General features: G+C 70.0%; 22 protein-coding genes. 7 read left to right on the plus strand and 15 right to left on the minus strand.

The genetic code is table 11. From position 1 onward, the window contains the following. Nucleotides 1-147: 147 nt before the first annotated feature. Nucleotides 148-600, minus strand: coding sequence for an acyl-CoA thioesterase (locus Cco03nite_RS06150; protein WP_239167165.1), 453 nt, complete (start codon nt 598-600; stop codon nt 148-150). 130 nt (nt 601-730) lie between these two features. On the opposite strand from Cco03nite_RS06150, the gene Cco03nite_RS06155 reads away from it, so the two are divergent. Both Cco03nite_RS06155 and Cco03nite_RS06160 read left to right on the plus strand, forming a co-directional pair. Continuing rightward, on the plus strand, nt 731-1,312 hold the full coding sequence (locus Cco03nite_RS06155; protein WP_203689461.1) for a hypothetical protein: 582 nt from the start codon (nt 731-733) through the stop codon (nt 1,310-1,312). Between the two features lie 14 nt (nt 1,313-1,326). Continuing rightward, complete coding sequence (locus Cco03nite_RS06160) at nt 1,327-2,286, plus strand: hypothetical protein (RefSeq protein ID WP_203689464.1); 960 nt, start codon at nt 1,327-1,329, stop codon at nt 2,284-2,286. Nucleotides 2,287-2,349: 63 nt separating this feature from the next. Here Cco03nite_RS06160 and hrpA read toward each other — a convergent pair whose 3' ends face one another. Further along, nucleotides 2,350-6,324 (minus strand): ATP-dependent RNA helicase HrpA, encoded by a 3,975-nt coding sequence (hrpA, locus tag Cco03nite_RS06165; protein ID WP_203689471.1) that lies wholly within the window; start codon nt 6,322-6,324, stop codon nt 2,350-2,352. 63 nt (nt 6,325-6,387) lie between these two features. Then, nucleotides 6,388-7,359, minus strand: a complete 972-nt coding sequence (locus tag Cco03nite_RS06170) for an FAD-dependent oxidoreductase (RefSeq protein ID WP_239167156.1) — start codon at nt 7,357-7,359, stop codon at nt 6,388-6,390. 169 nt (nt 7,360-7,528) lie between these two features. Here Cco03nite_RS06170 and Cco03nite_RS06175 point away from each other — a divergent pair, with 169 nt between their 5' ends. Then, complete coding sequence (locus Cco03nite_RS06175; RefSeq protein WP_203689473.1) at nt 7,529-8,485, plus strand: SCO2521 family protein; 957 nt, start codon at nt 7,529-7,531, stop codon at nt 8,483-8,485. A gap of 11 nt (nt 8,486-8,496) precedes the next feature. After that, on the plus strand, nt 8,497-9,465 hold the full coding sequence (locus Cco03nite_RS06180) for a phosphatidylserine/phosphatidylglycerophosphate/cardiolipin synthase family protein (RefSeq protein WP_203689480.1): 969 nt from the start codon (nt 8,497-8,499) through the stop codon (nt 9,463-9,465). On the opposite strand, the gene Cco03nite_RS06185 is transcribed toward Cco03nite_RS06180, so the two are convergent. From Cco03nite_RS06185 to Cco03nite_RS06200, 4 genes are read right to left on the minus strand one after another with little or no spacing between them, the layout of a single operon-like run. After that, entirely contained in the window at nt 9,458-10,450 is a 993-nt protein-coding gene (locus Cco03nite_RS06185; RefSeq protein WP_239167157.1) for an SCO2522 family protein, read from the minus strand. The genes Cco03nite_RS06180 and Cco03nite_RS06185 overlap by 8 nt on opposite strands. Further along, nucleotides 10,435-11,352: an SCO2523 family variant P-loop protein gene (locus Cco03nite_RS06190; protein ID WP_203689482.1), complete on the minus strand. Its 918-nt coding sequence runs from the start codon at nt 11,350-11,352 to the stop codon at nt 10,435-10,437. The genes Cco03nite_RS06185 and Cco03nite_RS06190 overlap by 16 nt, the downstream gene beginning before the upstream one ends. Then, nucleotides 11,353-13,188: an SCO2524 family protein gene (locus Cco03nite_RS06195; protein WP_203689484.1), complete on the minus strand. Its 1,836-nt coding sequence runs from the start codon at nt 13,186-13,188 to the stop codon at nt 11,353-11,355. 26 nt (nt 13,189-13,214) lie between these two features. After that, nucleotides 13,215-14,102, minus strand: a complete 888-nt coding sequence (locus Cco03nite_RS06200) for an SCO2525 family SAM-dependent methyltransferase (protein WP_203689486.1) — start codon at nt 14,100-14,102, stop codon at nt 13,215-13,217. Nucleotides 14,103-14,482: 380 nt separating this feature from the next. Between Cco03nite_RS06200 and Cco03nite_RS06205 the strand changes: the two genes are divergently transcribed. Next, nucleotides 14,483-15,463, plus strand: coding sequence for a hypothetical protein (locus Cco03nite_RS06205; protein WP_203689488.1), 981 nt, complete (start codon nt 14,483-14,485; stop codon nt 15,461-15,463). Nucleotide 15,464: 1 nt separating this feature from the next. On the opposite strand, the gene Cco03nite_RS06210 is transcribed toward Cco03nite_RS06205, so the two are convergent. The 3 genes from Cco03nite_RS06210 to Cco03nite_RS06220 form a co-directional block, all read right to left on the minus strand. After that, nucleotides 15,465-16,874: a glycoside hydrolase family 18 protein gene (locus Cco03nite_RS06210; protein ID WP_203689490.1), complete on the minus strand. Its 1,410-nt coding sequence runs from the start codon at nt 16,872-16,874 to the stop codon at nt 15,465-15,467. Nucleotides 16,875-17,011: 137 nt separating this feature from the next. Next, complete coding sequence (locus tag Cco03nite_RS06215) at nt 17,012-18,067, minus strand: glycosyltransferase family 2 protein (RefSeq protein ID WP_203689491.1); 1,056 nt, start codon at nt 18,065-18,067, stop codon at nt 17,012-17,014. A 42-nt stretch (nt 18,068-18,109) separates the two neighbouring features. Further along, entirely contained in the window at nt 18,110-18,883 is a 774-nt protein-coding gene (locus Cco03nite_RS06220; protein WP_203689493.1) for a VOC family protein, read from the minus strand. 220 nt (nt 18,884-19,103) lie between these two features. Here Cco03nite_RS06220 and Cco03nite_RS06225 point away from each other — a divergent pair, with 220 nt between their 5' ends. Then, nucleotides 19,104-19,697 carry a Dps family protein gene (locus Cco03nite_RS06225; RefSeq protein ID WP_203689495.1) on the plus strand — a complete coding sequence of 198 codons (594 nt, stop codon included), beginning with the start codon at nt 19,104-19,106 and terminating at the stop codon, nt 19,695-19,697. A 10-nt stretch (nt 19,698-19,707) separates the two neighbouring features. Here the strand turns inward: Cco03nite_RS06225 and Cco03nite_RS06230 are convergent, their stop codons facing one another. From Cco03nite_RS06230 to Cco03nite_RS06240, 3 genes are all read right to left on the minus strand, one after another. After that, nucleotides 19,708-21,483: a glycoside hydrolase family 35 protein gene (locus Cco03nite_RS06230; protein WP_203689497.1), complete on the minus strand. Its 1,776-nt coding sequence runs from the start codon at nt 21,481-21,483 to the stop codon at nt 19,708-19,710. A gap of 55 nt (nt 21,484-21,538) precedes the next feature. Continuing rightward, the gene (locus tag Cco03nite_RS06235; protein ID WP_203689499.1) at nt 21,539-22,057 is read right to left on the minus strand and encodes a YflT domain-containing protein; all 519 of its coding nucleotides are present in this window, start codon (nt 22,055-22,057) and stop codon (nt 21,539-21,541) included. Between the two features lie 90 nt (nt 22,058-22,147). Beyond that, complete coding sequence (locus tag Cco03nite_RS06240; protein WP_239167158.1) at nt 22,148-22,600, minus strand: SgcJ/EcaC family oxidoreductase; 453 nt, start codon at nt 22,598-22,600, stop codon at nt 22,148-22,150. 109 nt (nt 22,601-22,709) lie between these two features. Between Cco03nite_RS06240 and Cco03nite_RS06245 the strand changes: the two genes are divergently transcribed. Further along, nucleotides 22,710-23,192 carry a MarR family winged helix-turn-helix transcriptional regulator gene (locus Cco03nite_RS06245; protein WP_239167159.1) on the plus strand — a complete coding sequence of 161 codons (483 nt, stop codon included), beginning with the start codon at nt 22,710-22,712 and terminating at the stop codon, nt 23,190-23,192. Nucleotides 23,193-23,205: 13 nt separating this feature from the next. On the opposite strand, the gene Cco03nite_RS06250 is transcribed toward Cco03nite_RS06245, so the two are convergent. Continuing rightward, the gene (locus tag Cco03nite_RS06250) at nt 23,206-23,889 is read right to left on the minus strand and encodes a hypothetical protein (RefSeq protein ID WP_203689509.1); all 684 of its coding nucleotides are present in this window, start codon (nt 23,887-23,889) and stop codon (nt 23,206-23,208) included. Continuing rightward, nucleotides 23,882-24,418: an RNA polymerase sigma factor gene (locus Cco03nite_RS06255; RefSeq protein WP_239167160.1), complete on the minus strand. Its 537-nt coding sequence runs from the start codon at nt 24,416-24,418 to the stop codon at nt 23,882-23,884. The genes Cco03nite_RS06250 and Cco03nite_RS06255 overlap by 8 nt, the downstream gene beginning before the upstream one ends. Nucleotides 24,419-24,479: the final 61 nt, after the last annotated feature.

Raw genomic sequence — 24,479 nt, forward strand, 5'->3', positions numbered from 1 at the left:
TGATCCTCTCCCGCGATACCTCGTCGTACCCGCTGCTGGCATCCTGCCGCATGGCACGACGGATAATTCTCCGACCTGGCACGCGGTGCCCGCGCTGGGTCGGGGCACATCGCGGCCCGGCCTGCCATGGGCCGGGCCGACACCCCGTCAGGCGCCGTCGGCGCGGTGGCGGTCGATGGCCTGGCGGCGGGCGAGGCGGTGCTCGCGGCGGATCTCCGCCTCGTGCCAGCGGCGCATGTCGTCGGGGCTCTCCGGAACGACCTGCGGCACGTGCCGGGGGTCGCCGTCGGCGTCGACCCCGACGAACACCAGGTACGCCGTGGCGACGTTGACCGGCTCGCGGTCGGCCTCGTTCCAGCGCTCGGCGAACACCGTCACGCCGATCTCCAGCGAGGTCTTGCCGGTCCAGTTGACCTGCGCCTTGGCGTGCACCAGGTCACCGACCTTGACCGGCACCATCAGCGTGATCTCGTCGATGGCGACGGTCACCGCGTTGAACCCGCAGTGCCGGGCCGCGGCGGCCCCCGCCGCGTCGTCGACGAACTTCATGATCACGCCACCGTGCACGGTGCCGTAGAGGTTGACGTCCTGGTTCGTCATGATACGGCTCAGCGTGACCCGCGAGAACGCGGTCGGTCGGCCGGGCGGTGGAGTGTCGATCACGCCGTTCACCGTACGCTCCTCCTCCGAACGGTTGACGAACGGCAGGATTTCCGTAAGGTAGCGCCACATGCGTCATGTATGGAGCCTTCTCGCCGGAATTGTGATCACGCCCCTGGCCTGGTTCGCCGTCGCCTACGGACAGGCCGTCATGTTCGACGCCGCGCAGATCGGCGGCACCCGTCCGCTGTGGCTGGGGCTGGCGCTGTTCGCCGCCGTCGGCCTGCTGCTCGGCCTGATCGGAAGCCTGCGGGTGTCGCCCGCGGGACCGCTGTTCGTGGCGTTGAGCTACCTCGGGATGACCGGGTTGCTCATCGCGCGGCCCGAGACCGCCAAGCAGGCGCTGCCCGACCTGGTGCAGCTCGGCGGCACCCTGGTCGTCCCGCTCAGCCCGGTGTCCACGGGTGTGCTGGGGCTGATCGGCGCGATGCTGCTGATCGCCGTGGCGAGCCTGCAGCGCTGGCGTAGCTGGCCGCGCCCGGACACGGCGAGTGAGCAGACCTGGCCGGACATGCTCGCCCCGAACGCCGCCGACCGCAACGAGAACACACTGGCTGACCGGGACACCTTCAACGGATTCGCGGACTTGCGGACCCCGGCAGATGCGAGCGTCATCGATGCGCCATCCTGGAGCGCGCCAACCAAGGTCTGACCCCGGAGGCATGGATGCGCCACATTGGATCGTTTCTGCTCGCGCTCGTCTTCGCTCCTGCGATCTTTCTGCTGACGGGCACCGGACTCAGCGCCTTCCAGACCATGTGGGTCAACGGCGGTGCGCCGTCCGCGGCCCTCGACGCGGCCGTCGCCGCGGGTGCGCTGCTGCTGGCGAGCGTCCTCTACGCGATCCTCACCATGGTGCGGCTGTCGCCGGTCGGCCCGTTCCTGGCCGGTCTGGGCATGCTGGGCATGAGCGTGTGGGCGGCGGGCTGGTCGCAGTCCTATGCCGAGACGTTCGCGATGCTCGACGTGCACATGGGCGGCGCGGTCGGGCAGTCCGGCCTCGGCCTGGTCCTGTCGGTGCCGCTGCTGGCCACGGTGGTCAGCCCGCGCCGCTGGCGCAAGCACGAGCGGCTGGCCGACGAGACCGTGGCGCTGGCGGCGTACCCGCTGCAGCAGGGACGCCCGGCGGCGCCCGCGGACCAGACCCGGGCGTTCACCAGCGTGCCCGGCGAGCAGGGGTACACCGGCCTGCCGGACGTGCCGCCGCCGTCGCTGCACTACCCGCGCGCCACCCCGCAGGGCGTTCCGACGGTGAACGTGCCGCCGAACACGCCGCCCCAGGCCCCGCCCGCGCCGCCGAACGCGGCTCCGGCCAAGGCGCCCAAGGCCCCGAAGGCGAAGGCCGCACCGCCCGCCGAGGCCCCGCCGCTGCCGCGCCGCACCCCGGCCGCCGAGTCCGCGGTCGCCGCGGCGGCCACCCAGCCGACTCCCCCGGCCCAGGCTGTCACGCAGCCGACGCCGCCGGTGGCTCCCCCGGCCGCGGTGCCGCCGCAGCGTTCGGCTCCGCCGCAGCCCGCCACTCCGCCGGCCCCGCAGAGCCCGGCTCCGCCACCGCTGCCGGAGGAGTCGACGGTCATGCTGACCCCGCCCGCCGACCAGCAGACCATCAAGCTGGAGAAGGACTGATCGAGGTACGCGAAGGGCGGCTCTCCCGCCGGAGGGCCGCCCTTCGCGTACGCCGTCCGCGGCTCAGCCGGGCAGGGTCGCCAGGGCGCGGTAGATGCGCTTGTCGGAGACCGGGTACGGGGTGCCCAGGGACTGGGCGAAGTAGCTGACCCGCAGCTCCTCGATCATCCAGCGGACCTCGGCCAGGGTGTCCCAGCCGGGCGCGCCGGGCCGGATCGACGCCCGCGCGTCGGTGTACTCCTGCTGCACGTCCTCGATCAGCAGCAGCCGCTCCCGGTCGCGCTGCGGGGACTCGGGCAGCTTGGCCAGCCGCTGCTCGATCGCGCGCAGGTAGCGGACCAGGTCGGGCAGCCGGCGCAGCCCGGTCGAGGCCACGAATCCGGGGTACACCAGCCCGGTGAGCTGGGCCCGGATGTCGGCCACCGACCGGACCAGGAGCACGTTGGTGATCGACTTGAGCTGCCGGTCGATGTCGTAGGACAGCGACAGGATCGGCTCCAGCTGCTGCAGGATGGCGTACATCGTGTCGGGCATGTCGGCCCGCGCCTTGGCGACCAGGGCGGCGAACGCGTCGGCGTCCCAGGCCGGGCCGCCCGCCTCGATGATCACCTTGTCGACGGCGGTGGTGACGACGTCCTCCAGCAGCTTCGCGACGCTGCCGTGCGGGTTGCGGCTCAGCGCCAGCTTCGCCTGGTTCGACAGCCGCCCCTGGAGCGACTTGAGCGGCGGCGGTGCGCCCAGCAGCACCAGCCGCCGGGTGCCGCGCCACATCGCGGTCCACTGCTCGCCGGGACTGTCGAACACCCCGACACCGACGCTGTCGCCCTCGTCGACCAGCGCCGGGTAGCCCTTGACGGCGTAGCCGCCCCGCTGGCGTTCCACGACCTTGGCGAGCGGGCCGATGGTCCAGGCCCGCAGCCCGTGCTGCTCCATGTCGTCGGCCGCCGCGGCGACCGCGGCCTGTGCCTTGTCCCGCAGCCTGCGCTTGAGTTCGGCCAGGTCCTTGCCCTCGGCGAGGGTCTTGCCCTGCTCGTCCTCGACCCGGAAGGTCATCCGCAGGTGGTCGGGTATCTTTTCCGGCTCCCACGCCTCGCGGGCGACCACGATGCCGGTCATCGCGCGCAGCTGACGTTCCAGCAGGGCGAGCAGCGGCTGCCCGTCGGGCTTCTGGCCGGCGAGCGCCTCCTTGACGTAGTCGGGCACGGGCACGAAGTTGCGCCGGATCGCCTTGGGCAGCGAGCGCACCAGCGCGACGGCCAGCTCCTCGCGTACGCCGGGGATCTGCCAGTCGAACCCGGCCGGGGTGATCTGGTTGAGCAGCGGCAGCGGGATGTGCACGGTCACGCCGTCGGCGTTCGCGCCGGGCTCGAACTGGTAGGTCAGCGGCAGCTCGAACTCGCCCTGCCGCCACACGTCGGGGTAGTCGTCCTCGTCGACGCCGCCCGCGGCCTCGTTGACCAGCATCGACTTCTCGAAGCTGAGCAGGTCGGGCGTCTTGTGCCGGGCCTTCTTCCACCAGCTGTCGAAGTGGCGGCCGGAGACCACGTCGGCGGGCAGCCGCTCGTCGTAGAAGTCGAACAGGGTGCCGTCGTCGACCAGGATGTCGCGCCGGCGTACCCGGTGCTCCAGCTCTTCGACCTCGGCGAGCAGGTCGCGGTTGGCGTGGAAGAACTCGTGGTGGGTCTCCCAGTCCCCGTCGACCAGGGCGTGCCGGATGAACAGCTCCCGGGACAGCGCCGGGTCGATGCGGCCGAAGTTGACCTTGCGCTTGGCGACGATGGGGATGCCGTAGAGCGTCACCTTCTCGTACGCCAGCACCGCGGCCTGCTTCTTCTCCCAGTGCGGCTCGCTGTACTGCCGCTTGACCAGGTGCTCGGCCAGGCTCTCGGCCCACTCGGGCTCGATCTTCGCGGCGATGCGCCCCCACAGCCGCGACGTCTCGACCAGCTCGGCGGCCATGACCCACTTGGGCGCCTTCTTGAACAGCGACGAGCCGGGGAACAGCGAGAACCTGGCGTTGCGGGCGCCGATGAAGTCGCGCTTCTCCGGGTCGTGCATGCCGATGTGCGACAGCAGGCCGGACAGCAGCGACTGGTGCAGGCGCTGCGCGTCGGCGGGCACGGTGTTGAGCGTGAAGCCCATGCCCTTGACCACCTGGCGCAGCTGCGACTCCAGGTCCTGCCACTCGCGGATGCGCAGGTAGTGCAGGAAGTCGGTCTTGCACGTGCGCCGGAACTGGTTCGAGGACAGCTCCTGCTGCTGCTCCTTGATCCAGTTCCAGAGGTTGAGGAACGCGACGAAGTCGCTGTCCTTGTCGGCGAACCGGGCGTGCTTCTCCCCCGCCGCCTGCTGCTTGTCGGCGGGGCGCTCGCGCGGGTCCTGGATGGACAGCGCCGCCGTGATGATCAGCACCTCGCGCAGGCAGCCGTTGCGGTCGGCTTCGAGGACCATGCGGCCCAGGCGCGGATCGACCGGCAGCTGCGCCAGTTTGCGGCCGAGCGGGGTCAGCTTGCCGGGCTCGCCGCGCACCGGGGCCTCCAGCGCGCCCAGCTCGTGCAGCAGGTCCAGGCCGTCGGCGATGTTGCGGCGGTCCGGCGGGTCGATGAACGGGAACGCCGCGATGTCGCCCAGCCCCAGCGAGATCATCTGCAGGATGACCGAGGCCAGGTTGGTACGCAGGATCTCCGGCTCGGTGAACTCCGGCCGCCCGATGAAGTCCGCCTCGTCGTACAGGCGGATCGCGATGCCGTCCGAGGTGCGCCCGCAGCGGCCCTTGCGCTGGTTGGCCGACGCCTGCGACACCGCCTCGATCGGCAGCCGCTGCACCTTCAGCCGGTTGCTGTACCGGGAGATACGGGCCGTGCCCGGGTCCACGACGTACTTGATGCCCGGCACGGTCAGCGACGTCTCGGCGACGTTCGTGGCGAGCACGATGCGCCGCCCGGTGTGCGGCTGAAAGACCTTGTGCTGCTCGGCGGTGGACAATCGGGCGTACAGCGGCAGGATCTCGGTGTGCCGCAGGTTGCGCTTGCGCAGCATGTCCGCGGTGTCGCGGATCTCCCGCTCGCCGCTGAGGAACACCAGCACGTCGCCCGGGGCCTCGCCGGCCAGCTCGTCGACGGCGTCGGAGATGGCCTGGATCTGGTCGCGCTCGTCGTCGTTGTCCTCCTCGTCGCCCTCGACGACCAACGGGCGGTAGCGGACCTCGACCGGGTAGGTGCGGCCGGACACCTCGACGATCGGGGCGGGCTTCGGCTCGCCGCCGACGACGGCGGTGGAGAAGTGGGCCGCGAAGCGCTCCGGGTCGATGGTCGCCGAGGTGATGATCACCTTGAGGTCGGGGCGCTTCGGGAGCAGCTGCTTGAGGTAGCCGAGGATGAAGTCGATGTTGAGACTGCGCTCGTGCGCCTCGTCGATGATCAGCGTGTCGTACATCGCGAGCGAGCGGTCGTGCTGGATCTCGGCCAGCAGGATGCCGTCGGTCATCAACTTGATCATCGTCTGGTCGCCGACGTGGTCGGTGAACCGGACCTTCCAGCCGACGACGCCGCCGAGCGGGGTCTGCAGCTCCTCGGCGATGCGCTCGGCGACCGTACGGGCGGCCAGCCGGCGCGGCTGCGTATGGCCGATCAGCCCGCGTACGCCGCGGCCCAGTTCGAGGCAGATCTTCGGGATCTGGGTGGTCTTGCCGGAGCCCGTCTCGCCCGCGACGATGACGACCTGGTGGTCGCGGATCGCATCGGCGATGTCGTCGCGCTTCTGGCTGACCGGCAGCTCGTCGGGGTAGCTGACCGTGGGCACCCCGGCGACCCGCAGGGCGAGCTTCTCCTCGGCGGTGCCGACAGCCGAGGTGATCTGCGCCATAGCGGCGTCCAGCGCGTCCCCCGGCTTCATCCGGCGTACGCCGTCGAGGCGCCGGCCGAGCCTGCGGCGGTCCTGCGCCGTCAGCTCGTCGACGCGTTTGCGCAGCTCGGCGAGCTGGCTGGGGTTACGGGGCGGCCTGTTGCGGAGCGGCGCGGGCTCGGACTGCGATGTCATGACGGGCCCCAGGATATGCCGCCGACCTCCCCTGCCGACCAGCGGTTTTCACCCGGGCCTCGATCAGAGCCCGGCGAACAGCGCCAGCACCTCCTCGGCGCAGCCCCAGGACAGCGTCACCCCGCACCCGGAGTGCCCGTAGTTGTGGATCACGACGCGGTCCCCGGAGCGGTCCACCTCCACCCGCACCCCGGGGGCGCGGTTGGGACGCAGACCCACCCGCCGCGCCCGGACCGGAGCGTCGGCGAGCCTGGGTTCGACCCGCGCGCAGCGGTCGCGGATCCCCTTCTCGACGAGAAGGCTGGGCTGGAGGGTGTCCTTCTCGTCGTCGTGGTCGACGGCGATACCACCCATCACCACATGATCACCGTGGGGCAGGAAGTAGGTGAGGTTGCCACGCTCGGCCGAGTCCTGGAAGAACCAGTCCACCCCGGGGTTGTCCACCACGACCAATTGGCCGCGCGTGGCCTGCAGATCGGGATCCTTGGTCAGTCCGCGTGCCCCCAGTCCGGTGCAGTTGATCAGCACGCCGGGCAGCGCCACCTCGGTGAAGCTGCGCAGCGGACGGGGCAGCTCGGTCACCTCGACCTTCGCCGTCGCCAACCTTTCGGCCAGGTATTTCAGGTAGGCGGGCATGTCGATCAGCGGAATGGTGTGCCACCAGCCGACGGCGAACTCAGGTGGCAGCTCCGAACTGTCACAAAGCCGATAGTCACTAAGTGCAGTGGCCCACCCGGGCGGATTCACCCGCTCCACCGAGGCCTCCATGCCTCGCACGAACCGCACCCCGCAGGCGTGACGGTCCGCGATGCGCGCGAACTCCCGCAGGGTCGCCTCGCTCCAGCCCGTCACCCGTTCGTCGTCGACCATGTACGGACCCCAGCTCGCACCGGCGAGCGCGGAGGTGGTCCGCGACCACGGCCGGTCGGTGATCACGTGGACCCGGATGCCGGCCTCGGCGAGCCGAATGGCCGTGGTGAGACCGGATACGCCCGCCCCGATGACGACTGCCTCTTGCTGTGAAGAAGCCACCATTTGATTAGATTAACTTACATAGACGAATGCGAGTTCGGGTGCGCTCATTCGATGACGCTCCGTGATTGAAGTCGAACGTTCGGTCTATTGTGGCCTTCAGGCGTCTTGTCACGCCACCCCCTCATGAAGTGAAATCGATCGATCATTGTCAGCACGGGCGGGAGTGCCGATGGCGACCACCAGGCCGGCGACCGAGGTCGTCATCGGCGAGGTGCACACGGCGCTACTGCAACACTCCAGCGCGGTGTCCGCCGGCGTCGGCGCCGAGCTCCTCGCACTGACCGCGGGTGAGCGGGTGCGCCGAGCGGAGCGGCCCATCGCCTACGCCGTCTCCCCGGCCCAACTGACCGGCGTGGACTGCGACCTGCCCGCAGCGGTCACGGCGGGGCCGCAGAACCGGCTCGCCCCGGTGCGCGCCGTCGGCACCGTGACCTCACGAGCGGTGCTCACCGGCGGCCACGTGCTGCAGGGGTCGGCATACGCCCGGGTCGTCGTGGACGCCGAGCGCCGCCGCAAGCCATGGTCGCACTACCTGGCCCGGCCCGGCGTGCTGGAAATCGTCGGCAAGTCCGGCGGGCTCGACATCGCCGGCGGACACCTGCGCCAGGCCGCACCGAGCGCGGGCATGCTCGATCTCGGCACCATCGGCGATCGCACCATCGACACGATTCAGACGTCGCGGCGCATCGACCGGGCGGCGCCGTTCAGGTCCACCCGCACCGGGCTGCGCTGGTCGGTGTCCGAGGGCGGCGTCTTCGAGTTCACCCTCGTCGACGACCGGACCCGCACCGCCCGGTTGCCCCGCGTCGCCGACGCCGAGGCGACGGCTGCGCTGTGCGAGGACATCGCACTGCACGACTGGCTGCTCACGACACTGTTGTCGCTGGTCGGCCGAATTCCCGCCGGCAGGGCGGGACGCCGGCAGGTGGTCGAGCGGCTCGCCCCCGCACTGGACCACCTGCTGCACCTGTGGATGCCCGCCGCCCGCGTCGACTCCGCGCTCGCCCCGGTCTGGCGCGGCCTCGATCAGCGCCCGGGACTGACCCGACAGTGGCAGACCAACGTCGAACGCGTGCGGGACCAGCTGGCGCTGGCCGTGATCGAGGCGTCCGCCCACCGCCCGTGACAGGGGGAACCATGGCCAGCCAGAAGGACCGCTCCAACCGTACGCCCACGAAGATCTTGGTCAGTCTCGTCGCCTTCGGCATCACCTTCCTGGCGACGTACCTGTTCGAGGCCCTGGGCACGCATCCGGACGTGCTGGTCGGCTTCGGCGCGTCGCTCTTCGTCGCCGGCGTCACCTTCGTGGTCCAGTTCCTCTACGACGTGGAACGCCGGCTCGACAAGCTGGAGGACCAGCTGGCACAGCATTCGGCGGACAACGAGTCGCGGATCGACGAGGGCTTCCAGCGCATCAGCGAGGCGACACACCTGTTCAGCCTGGTCGAGGCGTCGGCGATGCAGACCGACGCGATCACCCAGCTGGTCGGCAACTCGGTGCGGATAAAGCCCAGCCCGCAACTGGTCTTCGATCTCGCCCAGGCGGAGATACAGCGGTTGTCGGAGATGCTGAAGACCCTCGGCGACTCGGGTGACCTCACCTACGACGGCGAGGACCGGGACTGGCTGCTCGGGCTCACCAAACACGTCAACCACAGCCTCGACGCGATCAGCACCACCCTGGACGTCGGCGGCCAGGACTACTTCGACGGCAGCCTGTGGCAGAGCGATCTGGGCCAGCGTTACCTGGAGGCGCAGCGCGACGCCATCCGGCGCAACGTCCGGGTACGCCGCATCTTCATCCTGGACCGGTCCGAGCTGGTCGACGACGAGCACTTCCGGCGGGTCATCGGCATGCACCACGACATCGAGATCGAGGTACGGGCGCTGGACCCGACGCGGTTCCCGCGCCAGTTCATCCCGCCGTTCGGCGACTTCATCGTCTTCGACGGTGTGGTCAGCTACCAGACGTCGCCGTCCGCGCCGGTCACGGACACGAACCGGGCCACGATCGCGAGCACGCAACTCGTCACCAATCCCATGAAGGTGCAGCGCAACGTCGACCGGTTCAACGATCTGTGGAAGGTCGCCGCGCCGCTCACCTGAGCGGCGCGGCGGCGCCCTCGACGAAGACGTAGTTCAGGCGGGTGAGGATGTCGGCGGACAGCGGGCGATGCTCGGCGGCGGCCCGCGCGAGCACCTGGCCGTTGACCACCGGGTCGACGGAGACCTGGTCGAGGATGGTCCGCACCGCGTGCTCCACCGGCAGGAAACGTGTGTCGAGCACGGAGAACGTGCGGTACGCGAAGAACGGGCGTGCCCGCGGCTCCAGGCGCGACACCGGCGGCAGCTCCGACCAGGCAGCCGGAAGCGGGTCAGGCCGATCCTGCGGTGTCGCCACCGCCTGACCCTCGTGCCGCAGCAGACCCAGCCGCAGGAGCTGCCACACCGCGGCCAGCATGGGGCAGGACCAGCGGCGCTCGCCGCGCTGCACATCCCACAACTCGACATCCATGAAGATCGAGTGGTTGTTGACCGCGTTCTGCCTCGGCGGCTGCCATTCCGGCACCGTCTCCATCGCCTCGAGCGAAGCACCGACGTGGGGGGACCGCTGGCCGTTGCTCAACCAGCCGGTCTCGGTGACCGGCGGGCGGGCTCCGGTGGTCTGCCGCGGCGGCTCCGACACCAGGCGGTCCTCGACCAGCCGCGCCGGCTCGACCGCGCCCGCGCGGGCGCACGCCGACTCGCGTGCCAGGTAGTCGATCGTCAGTCCGGACTCGTGTGCGGCACGCTGCAGCATCGGCACGATCTCGGCCGGCGAGCCGAACGGGGAGAAGTAGTCGTCGACCAGGAAGCACGTGCTGATCCGCGCCTTGGGTCCCCAGGTCGCACGGCACGCGTCACCGGCGGCCTGCGCCCACGGCCGCACCCGGGCGAACAGCTCCCGGAGGCGCCCGTAGCCGGCTTTGAAGTCGTCCATGTAGAGGTGGCCGAGCTCGATGGAAAGGTGCGACAGCGCCACCTCCTCGATCTTCAGCGTCGCGCTGAACTCGTCGTAGACGACCTCCAGCTCGGTCACGGGGACCTCCACGCCGCGTCCTCGGTCAGCAGCTTGGCGATCAGTTCGAAGGCCTCGACCGTGGCCGCGTTGGCGATCTGCTTCGTCACCGTGTCGGCGTCGGAGATCAACTGCTCGCGCCACTGCAGCACCGGGTCCAGCGGAACCGAGCCGAGCGTGAAGGCCTGCCCGACCCGTTCCGCGCCCGCCAGGTGCTGCAGGTCCCGGTTGATCTCCTGCAACCATCCCACCTGCGTCGCCCGCAGGCCCGACAGCTCCTCCGAGCGGGGGTCGACCACCGCGGTGCGCACGAACCGGATGGCGGCGCGCAGCCGGTCCGCGTCATGGCCGCGCCGAGCGCCCATGTCGACGATGCCGCGCTCCCCGTACACCAGGCCCGCCGCTGCCAGGACGTGCTGTCGCGTCCAGCGGTGGAACACCAGCCAGCGGGCGGTCACCCCGCGCAGTTGCGGCGCGGTCAGCGCCGCCAGCACGATCTCGGTGGCGTACGACCGGCCCGCGCTCAGGTCCACCAGACTGATGTCGAACTCCTCCTCCACCCGCAGGAGCAGCTGTGCGCACCGGTCGATGATCTCGCCGGTGGCCGCGAACTCGGCTCCGCCGCTGTCACCCGGAATGAGGCACAGCTGGCCCGCCCCGTCGGGCCGGCCCCGCAGGCTGAGCCGGTCGGACTCGCTCCACACGTCCACCCGCATCGGGCCGCCCACCTTGCCCCGCAGGTACGAGTGGAGGCCGCCGGCCGGTGCTCCGCGAGCCACGTCGTTGACGGCGAAGATCGCACCGGCGGTCGGCGAACCGAAGTCGAAGTCGAGGTAGCAGACGTCGCTGCCCTGCAGCGCCCGGCGATAGATCAGATTGCTGCTGGTCACGGAGCGCCCGGTGCCGCCCTTGTCGGAAGTCGCGAATACCAGCACCTATGGCGCTCCCGTCACGTCACGACGCGCCTCCGCAAGACCGTCCAGCTCGCGCAACACGTCGCAGATCAAGGCGAAACTGGTTCCCGGCCGGTAATCGATGATCTCCCGGGCGTGGCGCAGCCTGGCTCGAATGGCCTGCAGCGCGTTGCGCATGCTCGAGCCCGAATCGGTCGAGGCGACCAGTTGCTGACGGTCGAAGAGGTGTTCGGCCTCGGCGAGCAGCTCGTTGGCGAGACCGACCATCTCGTCGCTGCGCAACGGGTGGGTGTCAGCGAGGTCGGCCGCGAACACCAGGCTTTCCACCACGCGCACCGTGTGGTGCCAGCTGAGCCGGCCGTCTCCGTCATCGAGCAGGACCTCGCTGAAACCCCGCTCCGGGTGGTCCCACAGCCCCCGGCCCTGGCCGGTCACGATGCGCCGTTTCAGGAGGTGGTCCCAGACGCCGTCGGCGAGGACCAGCATCTCCCCGCGCAACTGCACGTTGTTGAGGTAACGCGCGATACGGATGATGCGTTTCAGCAGCAGGGGCGCGAAGTCCGCGGCCACCCAGTTCAGCTTCACGTCCGCCAGGCTGCTTTCGAGCGCGATGGCCACTCCGGGGTAGTGCAGGTCGACCGCTGTGTCGTTCGCGATCGGGCGCCGGGTGATACGCGCCCGCGCGGCCAGTTCTTCCAGAGCTCGGCCGAGCCGGCTCAGTCCCAGCTCGCTCCCGCCGTGTTCCACCAGGCCGCGGGTCGCGATCGAGATCACGAGAAGGCTGAAGTAGTCGGACTCCTCGCCGTCGGTGGTGCGCCACGGAAGATCTTCGAGTGGCCACCGGGCGTCGCCGTAACTCGCGATGGCCGACCAGTAATTCTGGGTCAGGTCCCAGCGCAGCTGAAGCGCGGCCGCCAGGCGCAGCTGCTCGTCGTCGAGCAGCCGCAGCAGGCGGGTGCGCGCGGAGAAGAGGTCGGCGATGCCGTCCAGGGCTTGCACGGTGAAATAGAGATATGGCGCGTTCTGGGCGTATCCGTCGCGCTGAGGCTCGGCGTCTCCGATGAACGGGATCTGCGGGGCACCGGTGATGATGCCCCAGGACCAGCCGCATTCGAACAGCATCTGCGGCTGATCGAGTTCCGTGAACTCCTCGTTGCCGACCCTGAGCTCGCGCAGTCCGGCGATGATCTGCCGGAGCGCCTGCCGCAACTCCCCGACGATGCGATTCGCGGAGAGATTCGATTGGTTGATCGTACGGATCAGGTGCTTGCCGTCCGGGGACGACGCGTCGAAGGTGAACACCGTGAAGCTGCGCAGCAGGCCCACCATCGCGGCGGTGAGCCGGCGGCTGGCCAGCTGCACCAGGCTGTCGAGCTCCTCGAGCTGCTGCTTGTTGTTCAGCGAGCTGCGATAGATGCTGGCAAACCCGAGCGTGGCCAGCGTCAGCGTGATCGAGGAGGCGAAGGACTCGACCACGTCGAGGGACAGATGCTCCTTGGCCAGGTCTTCGTCCGGTGTCGCCGAGGCGAGGTAGGAACCGCCGGGGAAGATGGGCCGACCGTTCACCGAATACCGAAGGTGGAACTTGGTGAGCGCGTCGACCAGGACCTGCGGAATCTGCAGCTTGGTGCCGAACACGGAAAGCGCCGCCGCGACATCGTCCTCGGTCTGGTCGGGCCGGTCCAGCCGAAACCGGGGGATCTCCGTCGCGGGAAGCATGATGCAGAGCAGTTGTTCGGCGTCCTGGACCGAATCCCAGTCCCCCTGGCCGCCCCAGGCCCATTCGCCGTTGACATATGAAGCGCGTGCGGCTGATCGCCAGATGTCGAGGAGCTGCTGACGTGGCTGGATCTTCATACGGGTCCGACCACCGTCCTGTCAGTTCAGCGCGCCACTCCCGTCGCGAGGATCATGCCGCCGTATCCGCAACGTAAGGGAGAGTCGGTCTCCACCATGGTCAAGGTCAGCTTATGCGCCACCACCGATAGGCAGTCTTCCACCTTTGCGAGATCAACGGCAACAGCCGGGAAGTAGGTGTCACCGACCCAATAGCCTTCCGAGTCGGCCATGAACGCCGCGGCGAAAGGCGCGCCGACCCGCAGTGCCCGGCCGAAGCTGATGGTGGCCTGCCAGAACTCACCAGGATCGCGGGTGAGCGATTCGGCCACGAAGAACATGGTGCCGATGTCCCATGCGCGTTCCGGCAGCCGGAAGATGTTCATGCGGTCGACTCGCGCCGCCTTGCGCATCCGATGGCGCGGTTTCTGCAGCCTCGCGTAAGCCGGAACACCGCCGTACGCGTCCCAGAAGGCATCCCAATGGTTGTCGTAGAACTCCACCTGGCGCTTGAGCCAGGCGACATTGGACCGAGAGAAGTCGCGCAGGTCGATGGCGTCACAGAACGGGAGCATCGCCATGGTCGGGTAAAGGTTCGCCCCGCTGCCGACGTCGAGCCCGCGCAGCCCGGCCAGCGGCGGAGTCTCGAAGAACTTCCCGAAGAAGGCGCCGACCATTCGAATGATCTCTGTGTCGTCGTCACGGAGATTCAGATAATTGTGCGTCCGGTAGGAATCCGGATTGAAATCGTCCCAGTCGAAGTCGGCGTTGTAATGCCCCTCGTCGAGTTCGTCGAACTCGTCGATGAAACCGTCGACGTCGAGAAGACCGGACTCGTCCAGCTCGCTCCGGTAACGGCCCGCAGCCAGTTGATCGACGCCGTCCAGAACCGCAGCATGATCGGGTTCGAGGGCGGTGCCGGCCACGGGGCTCACGTCACTCCACGCACTCTTCTCTGTGGCCGACGGTCAGAGGGATGAGAACGGCCACCATTCCAGCCCAGCGTTCTTGGGTCTCCAGACGTCAACGCTCGACGGTAGAGCAAAGGCGCGCTACACCGGACTGAGCAGACAGGATCGGGTCGGCCGTGTCAAGGGTTGCAGAACTACTCTGCATCGATCGACTACGGCTGCTGCAAAAAGTCTAACGACCGGAACCGATGGTGGTGGCGACAACCCCGGATCGGCGACCCGGAAAGCCTGACGGGCTCCCTCGGGGCACCCGGCGAGCGCCGCCCGGAACATGGCCTCTTGGCCGCGTTCCGCGACTGTCCGCACGATGGCCATCGATCGATTCCTTCCTGCAGAGTCAGGCCATGACCCCCTCGGCCCGTCAGGCGTCGCCGTTCGTGCCCGCACACGTCCACTCCCGCGAGCACGGCACGCGAAGAAGGCTCAGCACGCGGATCCCCCAGTGGTTGCCCACGACCCTGGGTGTCTTCGTGTCGGCCGGCCTGAGCACGTTCTTCTACCTGAAGACCGACGTGTCGACGGGCATCGCCACCCTCGCCGGCCTCACCGGGATAACCGTGGCACTGCAACTCGAACTTCTCCTCAAGAGCAAGAAGGCGGAGGTCGAGGAGGTCCGGCGGAACAGGATCGTCGCCGGAATAGAGCAGGTCTCCTGGCTGCCGGAAGTTCTCGACGGGATGCTGCGGCACCTCCGCCAGATCGAGACGGCCTACGGGAACACCGAGGTCGTCGTGCTGGCCCGCAAGGCGTTCGACGACTGCGGCTACCTGCTGACCGACCTCCAGCGCGGGCTCTACGTGCCCCGGGACGGCGAGTCCGCGAACAAGCTCATGCGCGAGCTCACCGCGGCGGCCCAGACGTCGCTACGGGCGACGACGTCCGACAGCGAACTCGACTTCTGGGCCTCGGGCGCGGGGCGTCGCTACCTTCGGCTGCACCAGCGAAACAGCAGCGGCGGTCTCAATACGCAACGCATCTTCATCTACCAGCGGTGGACCGCGCGGCACGAGAGCATCGCCGCCGAGCAGCAGGCGCTGGGCATCGAGGTCCACACCATTCCGCTGCGCAGGCTCCGGGCCGCGCAGGCGATCGGCGTCATCATCTGGGACGACACCGCGGCACTGGACCTGACCTTCAACGCCGCGGGCGAGGACATCTTCGCCCGGTTCAGCTTCGCCCGGCAGGACGTCGACAGGCTCACGACGCTCTACGGCGCGATCCTGGAGGAGGCGCAGCTGTGGGCGCCCGGCAGCATCCCGCTCGAGGGTGAGCCCGGCGTGGCCGACGATCCCGCTGCGGGTTCGCCGGCCACGCCGGGGACGTGACCTACTTCAGGACCGGGTTCAGCGCGTTGATGAGCGCGTTGTCGTCGGAGTCCTGGCTGAGCTCCCACGCCATCGCGCCGCGCAGGCCGAGCAGCTTGATCAGCGCGGTACGCTCGGCGAGCGACTTCGGATCGGTGTACACGATCGTGGTCGGTGCGGTGACGGTGCCGGTCGCGAGCACGTGGTCCGCCGCCGGGTTCCACAGGTAGGGCTCCCCGGCGAAGGGGTTCCACTTGCGGGTCCAGCCGCTGGTCGCGGTGCCCGACGGCGACAGGATTCCCGACACGTCGACCAGGTCGTGGTACGACGGCTGCGGCTTGGAGTCCCAGACCAGCGAGTCGGGGTTCATGCCGGTGTTGTCGAACGCCTTGTAGAGCCCGTCGGCGTTGCGGATGTACTGCACGCCGTAGAAGGGCACGCCGACGACGATCTTGTTGGCGGGCACCCCCTGGGCGAGGTAGTAGCCCACCGTGCCGACGGTGTTCCAGGTCCAGTCGTCGGCGTTCGGGTCGCGCGGGTCGCGGGTGAACAGGGTGCTCGGGCCCGCCACGGAGCCGCCGGGCACGTTGAAGTCGTAGGTCATGATGTTGACCCAGTCCATGTACTTCGAGAACTCGCGCAGCTCGTAGTACTTGGTCGAGCTCGTCGCCGCGGGCAGCGCCGCCGTCAGCAGGTAGTGCTTGCCGTCGGCCTTGCCCTGCAGGTCGAGCTGGCGGCGGAACTCCTTGGCCAGCAGCGTCGCGTTGTGCCGGTCCTCCGGGCCGTAGTCGACGTTGCTGTCGGCCTTGGCCGTCGGGTACTCCCAGTCCAGGTCGATGCCGTCGAAGATGCCCTTCGCGACGCCGATGCCGCCCGCGTCCTCGGGCCAGCCGCCGGTCGGCAGGTTGCCCTTGATGAACGTGTCGATGCAGGCCGTCACGAACGCCTGGCGGCGCTCGGGGGTCTTCGCGACGCTGGAGAACCAGGTCGACTTCGTCCAGCCGCCGAGCGAGATCTCGATCTTCAGGTGCGGGTTCGCGGCCTTGAGCTTGCGCAGCTGGTTGAAGTTGCCGTAGACGTTCTGGCCGGGGTACGTGTCGGCGACCCCGTCCACGGTGTTCTCCGGGCCCCAGTAGACCTGCTGGTAGTCGGCCCACGGGTCGAGCACGTCGCAGCCGACGGCCCCGGTGGCCTGGTTGAACGTCGGCACGCCGAAGGCGTACTGGATGACGTTCAGCTTGTCGGCGGGGATGTCCTTGACGAAGTAACCCCGCCCGTAGACGGACCAGTTGGTGAAGTAGGCGGAGATCACCTTCTTCGGCGCGTCCGGCTTGGGGGCGCCACCGGCGGAGGCCGGCGCGGCCAGGAAGCCGGCGCCCAGGGCCAGGGCGACCGCCCCGGCGATGCCCGGGCGGAGCAGAGTTCTGAGCATATGCACTCCCATCGTTCGTCCATGCGAACTTTCACGCGGGAGCGCGTTTCAGTCAAGAGACCTAACAGTTAGATTTCCTAAGCGTCGCAGGAGATCCAGCCTCTGGCGACCGTCCTGCGTGGACCGACCTGCGTCGATCAGCCGCGGGAGCGGGTGCCGGCCGCGTCGGCGGACACCGCCGCGCGGCGCGGGCGCACCGGCTCGTCCCGAGGGTCGGGCTCGTCCAGCGGCCCGGGTGTGTGGCCTGCCCCGCTGTCGGCTCCGGCGAGCGAGTCCTCGCCGACGTAGTACGCCGGCCGAGCCTGGACGCCCCGGTAGATCCGGCCCACGTACTCCCCCAGCAGGCCCAGGCAGATGAGCTGGCAGGCGCCCAGGAACAGCACCACCAGCGAAAGCGAGGTCCAGCCGGGCACGACGGTGCCCTGGAAGTACGCCACGAGCACCTTGGCCGCGGCGACGACACAGGCCAGCGCGCCGAACGCGCCCAGCCAGATGCCCAGCCGCAGCGGGGCCGCGGTGAAGCTGATGATGCTGTCGACGGTCAGGTTGATCATCTTGCCGAGCGGGTACTTGCTGGTCCCCGCCGCCCGCTTCTCCCGGGTGTAGAGCACCTGCCCGCTGGGGAAACCCAGCCACGGCACCAGCAGGCGGTACACCGGGGCCTGCTCGGGCAGCTCGCGCAGCGCGTCCACCATGGCCCGGCTGAGCAGCCGGAAGTCACCCGCGCCCAGCGGCATCCGGTTGCCGACGATGTGCCGCATCAGCCGGTAGTAGAGGTTGGCCGTGCCGCGCTTGAACAGGGTGTCGCTGGCCCGGTCGCCGCGTACGCCGTAGACGATGTCCAGCTCCTGCGTCTGCGCGAGGTGCAGCATCTCGGTGATGGTCTCGGGCGGGTCCTGCAGGTCGGCGTCGATGGTGACCACGTAGTCGCCGCGCGAGCGGTGCAGGCCGGCGGTGAGCGCGGCCTGGTGCCCGCCGTTGCGGCGCAGCCGGACCAGTCGCAGCTCGGGCCACTTCGCCCGGAGCAGGGTCACGATGGCGGCGGTGGCGTCGCGGCTGCCGTCATCGACGGCGACGACTTCGTAGGCCTGGCCCAGCCCGTCGAGCACCGGTCGCAACCGGCTCACGAGCAGGGGCAGGACCGCCTCCTCGTTGTACATCGGGATGACGATTGACAGTCGCGGCACGGCCATGCGGACACGATAGCCATCGAAGTGCCTCACCCCTGAGTGTTCTCAGATGGAGAAATCGGGATTGTTCCTGATCATCGAGAAGGTCGCGCCCTGCGGGTCCTTGAGGATGGCGAACCGCCCGGCGGCCGAGTCCTCCGGCGGCATGACCTTGGTCGCGCCCAGTTCCAGGGCTTTGGCGTACGCCGCGTCGCAGTCGTCGACCGCGAAGTACACCGACCAGTGCGGCGGCATCGGGCCCCACGCGGCGTCGATCGGCAGCGCCCCGGCCACCGGCCGGCCCTCGGCCTCCAGCAGGGTGTACGTCATGCCCTCGGCCATCGACACGTCGCGCATGCCCACCCCGAAGACCTCCCGGTAGAACACCTTGGCGGCGTCGATGTCGGAGGTCATCAGCTCGTTCCAGGTAACGCTGCCCGGCTCGTTGGCCAGCTCGAACCCGGCGAACGCCAGCGGCTGCCACACGGAGAAGAAGGCGCCCTCGGGGTCGGTGAAGACCGCCATCCGCCCCTGGCCCATCACGTCCATCGGCGGCACGACGACGGTCCCGCCGTGCTCGGCGACCTTCGCCATGATGTCGTCGGCGTCGTTCGCGGCGAAGTACGTGGTCCACGAGCTGCCCCGGCCCACGTCGGTGGCGGGGCCGAGCCCCGCGACCTGCCTGCCGTCCTTGCGGAACATCCGGTAGCCGCCGGCGTCGGGGCCGAGATCCTCGTCGGTCCAGCCGAACAGCCGCCCGTAGAAGGCCACCGAACCGTCGAGGTCGGTGCTGCCGAGATCTACCCAGCTCGGGGTGCCCTGCTCATACTCTGCCGCCATGCGGACATCCTTACTCCGCGCGCGGGGGCGGAGCCGGGCATCGCCGAAATTCCGCCCAAAGAGCGCGGCGACGGTGGCGGACTTCGGCAACCGCCAGCCCGCCCTAGGCCGCTCCTGAAAGACTGGCCACGGCGTGCCGCGTACCCATCGGGGCGGCATCTCTGCTGGTCACAAGCCTGTGCCCGCAACTGCCGGCGCGGCCGGAACGAGAGGAACCTCGATGCCCACCACCAAGTCGCCCGCCAAGTCCGCCGCGGCCCGCGGCAGCCAGCCCATGCTGCACCGGAAGGGCGAGCAGATCCAGGAGTACGGCACCGTACGCCAGCTCCCGGTGGGCCTGTCCCACGACGCCCGGATGTACTCGTGCGAGCGGCTCAACCAGTGCCTCGCCGACTCGCAGATCCTCTACAGCCTCTACAAGAAGCACCACTGGCTGATGCGCGGACCGACGTTCTACCAGCTGCACCTGCTGCTCGACAAGCACGCCGGCGAGCAGCTGGAACTGATCGACGCCATCGCCGAGCGGGTGCAGACCCTGGGCGGCGTGGCGATCGGCGACCCGCGCCACGTCGCGGAGATCACCGTCATCCCGCGCCCGCCGGACGGCGTCGAGGAGGTGCCCGCGATGATCTCCCGCCTGCTGGAGGCGCACGAGGCCATCCTGGTCGCCGCGCACGACGCCGCGAAACGCGCCGACGAGATGGGCGACGACGGCACCAACGACCTGCTCGTCTCCGACGTCATCCGCACCGGCGAGCTGCAGGCCTGGTTCCTCGCCGAGCACCTGGTCGACACCCCGCTCGTCGAGTCCTGACAGAGCCGGGTCAGGCGATGTAGGTGGTCGCGGGGCCCAGGTCGGGTTGCTCGCGCACCTCGACGACGGGGTGCGCGGGCTCGGCGTCCAGTTCCAGCACGATGATCTCGTTGTCGCCCTCGCGCAGCAGCGGCCACGGGACGTACAGGGTGACCTGGGGGCCCCGCTCCCAGTAGCGGCCCAGGTTGAAGCCGTTGACCCAGACGTAGCCCTTGTGCCAGCCGGGCAGCGCGAGGAAGCCGTCGCGCACGTCGTCGACGCGCAGCACACCGCGGCGGAACACCGGCCCGGCCGCGCCGGTCTCGCGCCCCCACGGCAGCACCGAGACGTCGTCGAGCGGTACCGGATCGATCTCGTACCCGTGCACGAGCTGCTGACCGTGGAAGACCCCGCCGACGATGCCCTTGCGCTCGCCCACCAGCGGGCCGTAGTTGACCCGGCCCATCGCCTCCACGACGAGCGTCACGTCGGCTCCGGCGCCGGCGATCTCCAGCGGCAGCGCGGCGGGGCCGTTGCGGTCGAGCACGCCGGCGGGCGAGCCGTCGACCAGCACCTGCGCCCGGTCGCGCAGGCCCTTGACGCGCAGCTGATGACCGCTCCGCGGCCCGGGAACACGGGCCCGGTAGACGGCCAGCCCGTACGCCTGGCCCAGCTCCTCCAGCGTCTTCGGGGCGGCGCTGTGCACGGTGCCGGTGGACAGCACGTCCAGGCAGTCCAGCAGCGACAGGCGCCCGGTCAGCTCGACCCGGCCGGCGGGCAGCGTCTTCGGCTGCTCCGACGGCGGGTCGGGCAGCTCCGCCCCGCGCCCGAGCACCTCCCGGAACGCCCAGTACTTCGGCGTCAGCGCCCCGTGCTCGCTCAGCGGGGCGTCGTAGTCGTAGGACGTCACGTCGGGCAGGTACACGTCGTCGAGGTGCTCGCCGACCGCGTTGGCCCCGGCCAGGAAGCCGAAGTTGGTGCCGCCGTGGGCCATGTAGAGGTTGACCGACGCGCCCTCGTCGATCATCTCCGCGAGCGTGGCCGCCGCCTCCGCCGCGGGCCGCACGTGGTGGTCCTTGCCGTGGTGGTCGAACCAGCCGTTCCAGTACTCCATGCAGAAGGACGGCCAGCGGCGCAGCGCGGCCATGTCGGCGAAGCGCTCCGCCGGGCGGCTGCCGAAGTTGGCGGTGGCGTAGACGCCGTCGAGGGTGCCGCCGGTGACCATCAGGTCGGTCGGGCCGTCGGAGGTGAACAGCGGCACCTCGATGCCCCGGGCGCGCAGCCCGTCGGCGAGGTGGCGCAGGTAGCGCCGGTCCGAGCCGTACGAGCCGTACTCGTTCTCGACCTGCGCCATCAGCACGTTGCCGCCCCGGGTCACCTGGTGCTCGACCAGGTGCGGGACGAGCCGGTCGAAGAACCGGTCGACCGGCTCCAGGAACCGGGGGTCGTGGCAGCGCAGCGGGATCTCCTCGGCGGCCCGCAGCCAGGCGGGCAGGCCGCCGTTGTCCCACTCCGCGCAGATGTACGGCCCCGGCCGCACGATCGCGTACAGGCCCGCCGCCGCGGCCTCGGCCAGGAAGCGCCCCAGGTCGATCCGGCCGCCGAAGTCGAACTCGCCCGGCCGGGGCTCGTGCAGGTTCCACGGCACGTAGGTCTCGATCGTGTTCAGACCCATCGCGCGCAGCTTGCGCAGCCGGTCGCCCCACTGCTCGGGCAGCACCCGGAAGTAGTGGATCGCCCCGGAGAGCACCTGGAACGGCTTGCCGTCGAGTTCGAGGGCGTCCGGCGTGACACGGAAGACTGGCATGGTCGCGGAGTCTAGACCAATAGAAAGCGTTTTCACCAGTCTCGGTCATGGGCTCTCAGTCGACCTGGTGACCCTGGTCAGTAAGCGATTTCTGCGCGACCTCGTCGAGCAGGCGGATGGCCTCGTCCGCGGCGGCCGCGTCGACCAGGATCTGGTAGCGGTCGGCCTGCATCGCCGACACCGAGGAGAAGTCGCGGCGGCCGCCGGTGAGCGCGTGCCCGGCCAGGCCGAACAGGCCGCCCGCGACCGCGCCGAACCCCGCGCCGTACAGCACGAGCAGCAGTAGCGAGATCAGCGGCGTGATCCAGTTGAAGAAGCCGAAGACCCAGGCGAACAGCATGCCCAGCAGGGCCCCGCTCACCGCGCCGTTCGCCCCTGCGCGCCACATCGTCATGCGCCCCGTGACCTGCTCGACCAGGCTGAGCCCGCGACCGGCGATCGCGGTGCGCTCGACCGGGAACCCGCTGTCCGACAGGTGGTCGACGACCCGCTCCGCCTCGGCATAGGTGTCGTAGGTCGCGACGACGACCTGCCCGGCGGCGCGGCTGTCCGCGGCCCATTCGGTCTGTGTCATGGGAGCCTTCCTCATCACGGCTGACGTTGCCAGGCGGGTACCCGTCGCATGGTCTCGTCAATCGTGATCGTCCGCACCGGACGTTCGCCCTCAGCGGACGGCGGGCCGGGTGCCGGGAGCGAAGCGGAACTGCATCGCCTCCATCAGCGAGCGGCGGCGGGTGTTGTGGAAGGCGGCGACCCGCCAGCCGTCGGGCTCGCGTACCAGCGTGTAGGTCTGGATCTTCGACGGCGCGGGGCGGCGGTCGCCTTTGTAGGTGTCGCCGCGGCCGACCACCACGGCGGTGTCCGGGCCGAGGAACGTGGTGGAGATCGTCTCCCCGGCCAGGCGGGTGCCCTTGGTGAACGCCCGGAACAGGGCACGGTGGCTCTCGATGATGTCGGCGCGCCCCCGGTACACGGTGCCGACGAAGGTCACGTAGCTGGCGTCGGCGGTGAAGGCGCGGCCGTACGCGTCGGCGTCGGCGCTGTCCCAGGCATGCGCGAGCGAAGCCAGCAACCGCTCGATCGCGGCGAGGTCGGCGGTGCGGTCGGGGTGGTTCACGTGTTCCTCCATGGTCGGCCGGGCCTAGCATGGCTCCGGACACACAGACACTGCATGTATGCAATATCTGCACTCATGCAGAGACTAGCGCAGAGGGAGCCGCCACGCCATGTCCGCCGCCACGCCCCCCGCCGGCATGCCACCCGGAGCGCACGAGACGTTCCGGCGCTACCTCGACGCGATGACCGCGCACGCCCAGGCGGCGGCCGACGCGGCGGGCATGCACCCGACCGACTGGGCCGCGCTGAGCACCCTCAACCTCGCGGGCCGGCTGACCTCGGGCGAGCTGGCCGAGCGCACCGGCCTCACCACGGGCGCGACCACCCGGCTCATCGACCGGCTGGAACGCGCCGGGCACGTACGCCGCGTCGCCGACCCCGCCGACCGCCGCCGGGTGCTGGTCGAACCCGTGCCCAAGCTGGACGTGGACCCCATCGTGAGCCCCGCCCGGCAACGGCTCGGCGAGGTGTTCCAGGGATACCGGCCGGAGGAGCTGGCGGTGCTGTTCGACTACTTCGGGCGCGCCGCGGACGCGCTGCTGGCCGCCACCCACGAGGTCCGCGCCGACACCGCCCGCCGCGCGGCACGGTGATCCGAGGCCGAACTCATCCGCCTGCCGGTCCGTGGTCGGCGAACTCGTACGTCGTGGTCAGGTTCTCGGGCAGGTCGGGGACCAGGGCGCCGGAGCCGTCGACGACCTGGACGTAACGCCTGCCCTGGAACAGCGACCAGCTCCCGTCGGCGACCTGCTCGATCTTGAAGAGCTGCGCCTGCGCCGCCGGGTCGCACGCCTGGCCGCGCACGCTGCCGGGCGCGGCATCGTGCACGGCGGTCATACAGAGCCGGGCGCCATTCCGGGGCGCGGCCAGCTCGATCCGGAACCGGCTCGCCTCGGGACGCAGGATCCACCGGGCACGGTCGTCGACGCCCTGCCTGGTGGTGGCCCGCACCTGGTCGTCGTCCTGGCCGATCGCCAGCACGGCCCCGCCCATGCTCGGAACGACGATCGCGACCTGCCGCCGGCCGGCCAGGACGTCCTGAATGCTCGCCGAAGCCGCCACCGACGGGACAGCCGACGACGGGGGGACGCCCACCGGCGGCGTCTCGCGCGCCTGCAACAGGGCAGCGCCACCGGCCAAGGCCAGCACGACCAGTCCGGCACCGGTGACGGCGGCACGGCGACGGCGACGGCGGTCCCCGCGTTCGCGCAGCGCCTGCGCGGCGGGGAGTTTCGTGACCCGACGGACGCCGTCGACGATCGACGTGAGGTCGTCGTGCAGCTCAGCCATGGGACGTCTCCTCCTGATGCGCCTCGGTCAGCATCCCGGCCATCGCTCGGCGGCCGCGGGCGAGGTACGTCTTGACGGTCCCCACGGGTTTGCCCATCTCCGCCGCCACATCGGCGACGCTCAGATCGTTCAGGTGGTGCAGCACCACGGCACGCCGCTCGGCGGCGCTCAGCCGCTGCAGCGCCTGCAGCAGAGCGACGTGGTCCTCGGTGAGTCCGGGCACGCTCGTGTCGACGGCGGCCCGGCGGTGCGCGCGGATCCGGTTGAACGCCTTGCGCCAGCTGCTCACGGCGATCCGGGAGGCGACCCGGCGCACCCACGCCTCCGGGCTGTCCGCCTCGCGTACCGCCGGCCAGCGCTGCCAGGCGCGGGTGAACGCCTCCGCGACGGCGTCCTCCGCCTCGCTGCGGTTGCCGGTCAGCGCGTACACGTGGCCCACGACGCGTCCCGCACAGGCGGCGTAAAAGGCGTCGAACTCCTCGGCGTCACTGCTCTGACCCGTGCCCCCGAACCCATGTTCCGTGGTCACCGGCGACATGCAACCCGGACCGGGTCACCGACCCGCCCACCCGGGGTCGGCTTTGTGACCA

Source organism: Catellatospora coxensis, from assembly GCF_016862635.1.
Lineage (GTDB): Bacteria > Actinomycetota > Actinomycetes > Mycobacteriales > Micromonosporaceae > Catellatospora > Catellatospora coxensis.